Genomic DNA, 240 nt, shown 5'->3' with positions numbered 1-240 from the left:
CCCTTACACAGGTTCAGGCACGAGTGGGAAAATTGATTTAATGCCTCTGGAATTACTTAAAGGCTTAATTCGAGATCCCGTTAGGGCGACAGAGCTTGAGCACCAACTGATAATGTTAAGGGAAGTAAATGTTGGCTTAAGTTTGCAGCAGCAATATGCGCAATTACTAACGAAACAAAATGCGCAGCTGTTAACGCTGACGGATAAATTAGGCCAACTGAATAAGTCAGTCGATAGCGC

1 protein-coding gene is annotated in these 240 nt (G+C 43.3%); it reads left to right on the top strand.

Annotated elements, in window-relative coordinates; translation table 11 throughout:
• Nucleotides 1–40: 40 nt before the first annotated feature.
• Nucleotides 41–240, top strand: a 200-nt coding sequence (locus AAEY78_RS14850) for a hypothetical protein (RefSeq protein WP_352340251.1), incomplete at its 3' end; no start/stop codon positions are given.

The organism is Psychrobacter sp. 16-MNA-CIBAN-0192, from assembly GCF_040309565.1.
Taxonomy (GTDB): Bacteria; Pseudomonadota; Gammaproteobacteria; order Pseudomonadales; family Moraxellaceae; genus Psychrobacter.
Note: the sequence above shows the minus strand (reverse complement) of the source record. Positions and strands in the feature narration are given on the sequence as shown.